The following is a 6,977-nucleotide window of genomic DNA, read 5'->3' as shown; positions in this document are numbered from 1 at the left end:
CACATTTTTCACACATTTCAATACAATAGTCCACCAATTTTTGAATATCCTTGTATTCTGTAAGTAGAATGTCGTTCAATGCCCTGCATACGGCTGCACAAGCTTTATCCAGTCTTATGCATTCAACCATATCTTTTAGGTTTTCTTCATTTAAACAAGCGTCAGCACACCAGTTGCAGTGATTTACGCAGTTGGACATGCCTTTTACTAGCTCTTCATTTCTCATAGTTAAATTTTTTAGTTTGTTTCGAAATTACAGCTTAACGACGGAAAGGACCTTTTGATTTTAAAGATAAAACCTTAATTATTGTGGTTTTATCATATAGTTAGCATATTTTAACTTCCTGTTTAATATATGGCTGCACATTCTGGTATAAATGTTCAGGTGAAGAGCGCTTTTGGTTATTGAGAGTAGCTTTAAAGAATTTTATGATTTATTGAACGGATTACCTTTAATTGATGTACTTCTCACATCTTCAGTGTTTATAGAATTCTTAGTCGCCCAATTTCTGAACTACTTATCTATACAAAAGGCGGCAAGCCACATTGATTCGCTGAATTATTATAAATAATTCAAAACCTACAATTTTTCAAAAATTGGTTAGATCTTATATTTGTGTGCCTTTTTTTCCGGAAAAATAAAATTTACCTACAATAAAGATCAAAAAGGACAATTCAAATGCCAACCCAGAAAATATTAAATTTCTGTACTTGATAAAAGCAAAAAGGCTTCGATTCCTCGAAAGCCTTGATTTTACTGGGAGCGAGAAGGAGATTTGAACTCCTGACCTCCGGGTTACGAAACCTATCTTCATTAATAAAATTAATCGTTGTAACCGAAGATGTAGATATTTCCAACCATAGCCGTTGAAAAACCGTGGCAGCAACAGATGAAATCCAAAAATTTTTCTATTTCCGTACTTCAAAACGACCAAAATATCCCTATTGCAGAAACGGTGCTCGCTTTGTATTTACCCGTTGACGGAGAAATTAATAACTTTGTCTAAAGCATCATCGGCATCTTTATGAATAAAATTTGCCTGATAGTTCAAAGTTGTTTTTAAGTCACTATGTCGATATAATTTCTGAAGCATTAAAGGATGTATTTTATCCCCAGCTATATTCCCGAAACTATGACGTGCAATATGATTTGATAAATTCTTATCAATTTCACATTGGCTGGCAATTCGTTTCAAATATTTATTAAACAGTTTTGTTGCATTTCTAGTTTTTATAAAAATATCCTCTGCGTTGTCACTCTTTGAATCCTTTAGAAAGGGAAATATATACCCATTATTTTCTTTTTGATTTTTTCTGTAAAAATTCAATATGACATTAGCTTTATCAGGAATTTTAAGACTTAAGGGTTTTTCGTTTTTATTCATAACATAATAAAGTCGGTTATCCTTAAAATCAGCCCATTTTAATTTGACCACATCTGAAATACGTATGCCAGCAAAGTAAAAGGCAATCAACCATACGTTGTGTGTATGCCAGATTGATGATTGAGGCTCAAATTGTAGGGATTCTATTTTTTCAACTTCCTTAGTTGTAAGGCCAATTTTGTTACCCGAACCGATTCGTATCTTTTCCTTTTCTCCCGCAAATGGATAAAATTTCGAAGCTACAATTCCATCTTTAATAGCAATATTAAAAAGCGTTCTAATGAAAATTAGTTGATTTGATATAGTACGTGTTTTCTGATTCAAGTAGGCAGAACAGAAAGTTTTATATCTCTCTATAAATGCTTGATCGATATCCCGGAACTTCAAAGTCTTATTTTTCTTAAAATGATCTATGCCATCCATAAAAGAGTATTGAGATTTCCGTGCTTTACTCACCCTATCCTTTCTTCTTTGTTTTATAGCTTTAATTACATCATTTTTGGATGACGAGGATTTAAGAGTAAGAAACTCTTCAATATTATATAAAATGGAAAGCTCTGATTTAGCAACCGAAAAAGTTCCACGATCATATTTACTCATAATTCGTTCTGCTGCAACTGCAAAGAATGACTTAGAGCCACCTGGTCCTTTCAATTTTTGTTTAGCCTGTTTTGGTGTAATGCTTTCATCTTTAGAATCAAAATAAAGATCATTTGCCTCTGTCAACTTCTTCATCAAAAAGTTGTTCAGCTTTTTATGATTAGGATAGGTTCTCTTGGCTTTTCCTGCAACTTTATCCCAGTCCTTTTCGGAAATATATTGACCCAGCCACTTGTAATTTGTCTTATAATTTTCGCTAATTCTAAGAGCCAAAGGAATAGTGCCGTCCTTTTTCATCATATTTTTGCGCAATACAATTTTAATACTTGCCATAATCATCTTATTAGAAGAGTATAAAGATAATAAAAACTAGTACAGAATAAGTACAGAATAATTTTATTTTAGATGATATTATTTGATTTCTAAAAATATTGACTACCTTGAAAACAGTTGATTATACAGGCTTTTGGTCAAGTTTGATGATGTTAAGTGTCAAGCTCATAACCCGAAGGTCACTGGTTCGAGTCCAGTTCCCGCTACTAGCAATGACAAGGCTTCACAGGAATGTGAGGCCTTTCTTTTTTAAAACGGGTACAGAATAACTCCTTATTCAAGCGAAATTTTTTAATTGATATCAATTGCTTTCATTTAATATTTATTCCAATGGATTTTAAATTTTGTTCCAACTTTAAACCATTATTGATGTTGAACGAAATGGTTTAGCAATTTTACGTTATTAAAAGCATCGCCGATTGTATTATTAAAATAGGTATATACGCTTTTCCCTTCTTCTATCCACTCATTTATTAAGTTGCCGTACTCCCTCAAAAAATCTTCTGAATAACTCTCCCGGTAATTTCCTGTTGGACCATGAAAACGGAGATATATAAAATCAGATTTATGATTTAGTAGAGGTGTTGCCGACTTTGGAATGTCCTGTATGACTATTGCAGTTTTGTGAAAATTTAATACATCATAAACATCTTCATGATACCACGATTTGTTTCGGAACTCTACAGCAAGCTTCCATTCTTGTTTAGGATCTGAATTATTTATACAGCCTAACAAATTCTCCAGTTGCGTGCTGTACTCCCTTCCAATTCCCGGAGGAAACTGAATAAGTAAGCAGCCTTTCTTTGTATGGACTGAATTAATGGCGTTAAAAAAAGTTATAACATCTTCATTATTAAAATTTAAACTTTTCTTATGCGTTATTTCTTTCCATAGTTTAAATGTAAATCTGAAATGTTCTGGCACTGATGCAGCCCAGTTAGCGACTGTTGCCGGTCGCGGAACTTTATAGAATGAACTATTAATTTCAATGCTGTTAAATATGGATGCATAATAGGTCAACCTGCTTGAATTTTTAAATGGAGGTGGAAACAGGTATTTGGGTGTTGGCAATTGTAAGCCGCTAAGACCTGAATATAAATGATGCCGGAAACCACAATCAGTTTCGCCACCCTGCATTTTTATTGCCATCTGCTAAGTTTTAATTGTTGAAAATTCTTTTTACCTGGCATATGTACTTGTACAGGTCTTGTTACAAAATTGCAGATTATACTTATCATCTCAGCTGAATTTAATCTTGCTCATGGTATTAATTTTCATTTGATCTGTTTTCAATTTAATCAATTGGGAACAAACAAAAAAGCTGCCTCAAATTAATGAGACAGCTTCTTCTTTATCTAAACTTTCCAACTATTTATTCTTCCATAGATGGTAAAAGCACAGTGTCAATCGCGTGAATTACTCCATTAGTAGCTTGAATATCTGCAGCGATAACAGTAGATGTTCTTCCGTTAGCATCAGTAATTGTCACAGAATCTTCTTCAAGATTAACAGTGAATTCTTCGCCCTGCAAAGTTTCTACAGCCATTCCATCAGTAAGATCCCCAGATCTTACGTTGGCTCCTGCTACTACATGGTAACCTAAAGCAGCTTCCAAAGTTGCGGTAGGTACATCGCCTAGTGCTTCAACTTCAAGTTCTTCAAGTAAAGCTGTAAAAGCATCATTAGTAGGTGCAAAAACAGTAAATGGAGCAGGATCCTCATTCATCATAAGGGTTTCTACAAAAGTAAAAGAATCTTCTCTTGTAAGCGCCTGTACAAGTAAATCAAAATCTGGATCGGCTGTTGCAAATGTGGTAACATCGGGTAATCCAATAACTGCATCAACAGCATGAATAACACCATTGTCTACTTCATTATCTGCTGAAGTTACGGTAGCCATACCATTTATCATAACACCATCATCAGTATTAATATACATGCTTAATGGCTCGTCTGAAGTTCCCCAAACGGCCATACTTTCCATATAACCTGTACTTAAGTCTGAAGACATTACTTCTCCCATTTGTACATGGTTTAAAAGAACCTGGGTAAGTAGTTCTTCAGGAACTTCATCTAAAGTAGCAAATCCATTATCATTTAAAAATGCTGCAAAAGCATCATTATCAGGAGCGAAAACAGTATAACTGTCTGTTCCTGTGAAAGTATCAGTAAGATCTGCAGCTTCCAGTGCAGCCAGTAAAGAAGAATAATTTTCATTTCCGGCTACGAAATCGGCTATAGTATTGCTTTCAATCTCTATAGCATCATTTTCGGGAAGGATTACTCTGTCAATAGCATGAATTACACCATTGTTTGCCTGTATATCAGCCATAACAATTGTGGCTGTCCTCCCGTTTTCATCGGTAATGGTGACATCATCTCCTATATTAATAGTAAATTCACCAGTTTCAAGAGTTTGAACGGTCATTTCGTCTTCAAGATCTCCAGATCTTACGTTACTACCGGCAACAACGTGATAACTTAAAATAGTTTCCAAAAGATCTGCTGGGATATCACCTAAACCGGCCATATCTAATTCTGCCAATACGTTTTCAAAAGCAGCATCTGTAGGAGCAAAAACAGTAAATGGAGCAGGATCTTCTGTCATCATTAAAGTTTCTACAAAGCTGTAAGATTCTTCTCTTGTCAGAGCCTGAACTAAAATACTAAAGTCTGGGTCTGCTGTTGCAAATGTAGTTACATCTGGCAGCCCGATTACTGCATCAACTGCATGAATTACCCCGTTATCTACTTCCACATCTGCTGTGGTTACTGTAGAAACACCGTTAAGCATTACCCCGTCATCAGCATTAATATAAAGACTTAGGGGATCTTCTGAAGCCATTCCGGTAGCCATACTCTCAACATATCCGGTAGAGAGGGAAGAAGACATCATACTTCCTGATTGTACGTGGTTAAGTAAAACCTGAGTTAGAACATCTGTAGGAACATCGTCCAGAGTTTCAAAACCATTATCTTCTAAGAATGTTGCAAATGCAGCATTGTTTGGTGCAAATACAGTGTAAAGTTCTGTTCCATCCAGTGTAGAAGTCAGGTCTGCAGCTTCCAGAGCAGCTGCAAGAGAAGAATAATCTTCATTATCTGAAACAAAACCAGCTATGGTTTGGACTTCAGTAGTGGGGTCGTCATCACCCGTTCCACCATCTGGTGTCCCTCCGGGATTAAAATCATCATCCTCGCTGCAGGAAAAAAGGCCAAAAGCCAAAAATGCCACTACAGCAATCTTGTTAAATTTAAAATATTTCATAGTTCAAAGTTTTTGTTAGAAGTTAAAGGTAAGGCAGGGAATCTTGAAACTTTGTTTAAGATTTGTTAAATATTATTAAACATTAAATTTCTCTGATCTACCTTTCTGATCTACCTTATAGAAAAAGTGCTGCAAAAAAATTGTAAGAGGAAGTATTTCAATCATTGAAACCTTATTTATTTGATATAAATCAATGCTAAAATTCTCTGAAATCCTGTGGTTTTCCTCTAATGTTGCTTAAATTGAGATGCTACGATAAATGAAGATTTAAAGCCGAAATAGAGCGCATTTTTTCGGCGGAAAAAAAGAGAATATAATGTCTGAGAAAAATAAATATACCCCATACTCCATATTAGAACTGGCGAGTGTGGCCAGTAATTCCACTCCCGAAGAAACTTTTAAAAGAGCACTGGATCTGGCTCAGAAAGCAGAAGATTTCGGATATCATCGTTTTTGGTTGGCAGAACACCACAATATGATAAGCATAGCAAGTTCGGCTACTGCCGTCCTGATAGGGTATATTGCCGGAGGAACTAAAAAGATCAGGGTTGGTTCTGGCGGAATTATGTTGCCCAATCATTCCCCGCTAATAGTTTCTGAACAATTCGGGACTCTTGGCTCTCTATACCCAAACAGGATAGATATGGGTCTTGGAAGGGCTCCCGGAACAGATCAGGTGACCGCTCAGGCAATCCGGGCAAACAGGATGCATGCAGTGTATAAATTTCCCGAAGAAATTGGGGAGATACAGCAGTATTTTTCAACTGAAAACATGGACTATAAAGTGCGGGCAACTGTAGCCGAAGGTGTGGATGTTCCTATCTATATATTAGGTTCAAGTACAGACAGCGCCCATTTGGCAGCCAAAAAAGGTTTGCCTTATGCTTTTGCAAGTCATTTTGCGCCAACACATCTTTTTGAAGCGTTAAATATCTACTATAACAACTTCGAACCTTCAGAATATCTGCAGGAGCCTTACACCATTGCCTGTATAAATGTAATTGCTGCCGACACAGATAAGGAGGCAGAGCGCATTTCTACTTCTATGCTTAGAATGATGATTGGCGTAATGACGGGCAACATAGATTATATTCAGGAACCAATAGACTTAACGCCAGAGTTAAAGGAAATTTCAGAAAACCCTGCTTTTCAAAGGATGTTGAAATATGCTTTTGTTGGTAGTAAAGAGACGGTAAAACAGGAAACTCAGGAATTTCTGAAGAAAACCGGCGCCGGCGTCAACGAATTAATGGTTGCTTCTCATATTTATCATCATGAGGACCGGGTAAATTCTTACAGAATTTTTTCCGAAGTAATGAATGAAATATAGCCGAAAATTGCCATTTTGAGTATCGGGCTTTTTAACTGACTCCAAAGTGCAGGCAGTAAAA

General features: G+C 36.0%; 5 protein-coding genes. 1 reads left to right on the top strand and 4 read right to left on the bottom strand.

Annotation, left to right across the window (positions count from 1 at the left end; all coding sequences use genetic code 11):
• From RM549_RS15180 to RM549_RS15165, 4 genes are all read right to left on the bottom strand, one after another.
• The coding region (locus tag RM549_RS15180) for a four-helix bundle copper-binding protein (RefSeq protein WP_311686331.1) at positions 1-226 on the bottom strand (226 nt) is incomplete at its 3' end.
• A 745-nt stretch (positions 227-971) separates the two neighbouring features.
• Complete coding sequence (locus RM549_RS15175) at positions 972-2,318, bottom strand: phage integrase SAM-like domain-containing protein (RefSeq protein WP_189602900.1); 1,347 nt, start codon at positions 2,316-2,318, stop codon at positions 972-974.
• A gap of 363 nt (positions 2,319-2,681) precedes the next feature.
• Positions 2,682-3,467: a DUF72 domain-containing protein gene (locus RM549_RS15170; protein ID WP_311686329.1), complete on the bottom strand. Its 786-nt coding sequence runs from the start codon at positions 3,465-3,467 to the stop codon at positions 2,682-2,684.
• 223 nt (positions 3,468-3,690) lie between these two features.
• Positions 3,691-5,586 carry a fasciclin domain-containing protein gene (locus RM549_RS15165; protein WP_311686327.1) on the bottom strand — a complete coding sequence of 632 codons (1,896 nt, stop codon included), beginning with the start codon at positions 5,584-5,586 and terminating at the stop codon, positions 3,691-3,693.
• Between the two features lie 316 nt (positions 5,587-5,902).
• Here RM549_RS15165 and RM549_RS15160 point away from each other — a divergent pair, with 316 nt between their 5' ends.
• Positions 5,903-6,916: an LLM class flavin-dependent oxidoreductase gene (locus RM549_RS15160; protein WP_311686325.1), complete on the top strand. Its 1,014-nt coding sequence runs from the start codon at positions 5,903-5,905 to the stop codon at positions 6,914-6,916.
• The last annotated feature ends 61 nt before the right edge of the window (positions 6,917-6,977 follow it).

The sequence above is a fragment of the Autumnicola patrickiae genome (assembly GCF_031846525.1).
Classification (GTDB): Bacteria; Bacteroidota; Bacteroidia; order Flavobacteriales; family Flavobacteriaceae; genus Autumnicola; species Autumnicola patrickiae.
The sequence above is the reverse complement of the archived record's forward strand: the minus strand, read 5'-3'. Positions and strand labels throughout refer to the sequence as shown.

Coding starts and splice junctions, on each gene's coding strand:
- RM549_RS15165 (WP_311686327.1), bottom strand. CDS start 5,586: ATGAAATATTTTAAATTTAACAAGATTGCTGTAGTGGCATTTTTGGCT.
- RM549_RS15170 (WP_311686329.1), bottom strand. CDS start 3,467: ATGGCAATAAAAATGCAGGGTGGCGAAACTGATTGTGGTTTCCGGCAT.
- RM549_RS15175 (WP_189602900.1), bottom strand. CDS start 2,318: ATGGCAAGTATTAAAATTGTATTGCGCAAAAATATGATGAAAAAGGAC.
- RM549_RS15160 (WP_311686325.1), top strand. CDS start 5,903: ATGTCTGAGAAAAATAAATATACCCCATACTCCATATTAGAACTGGCG.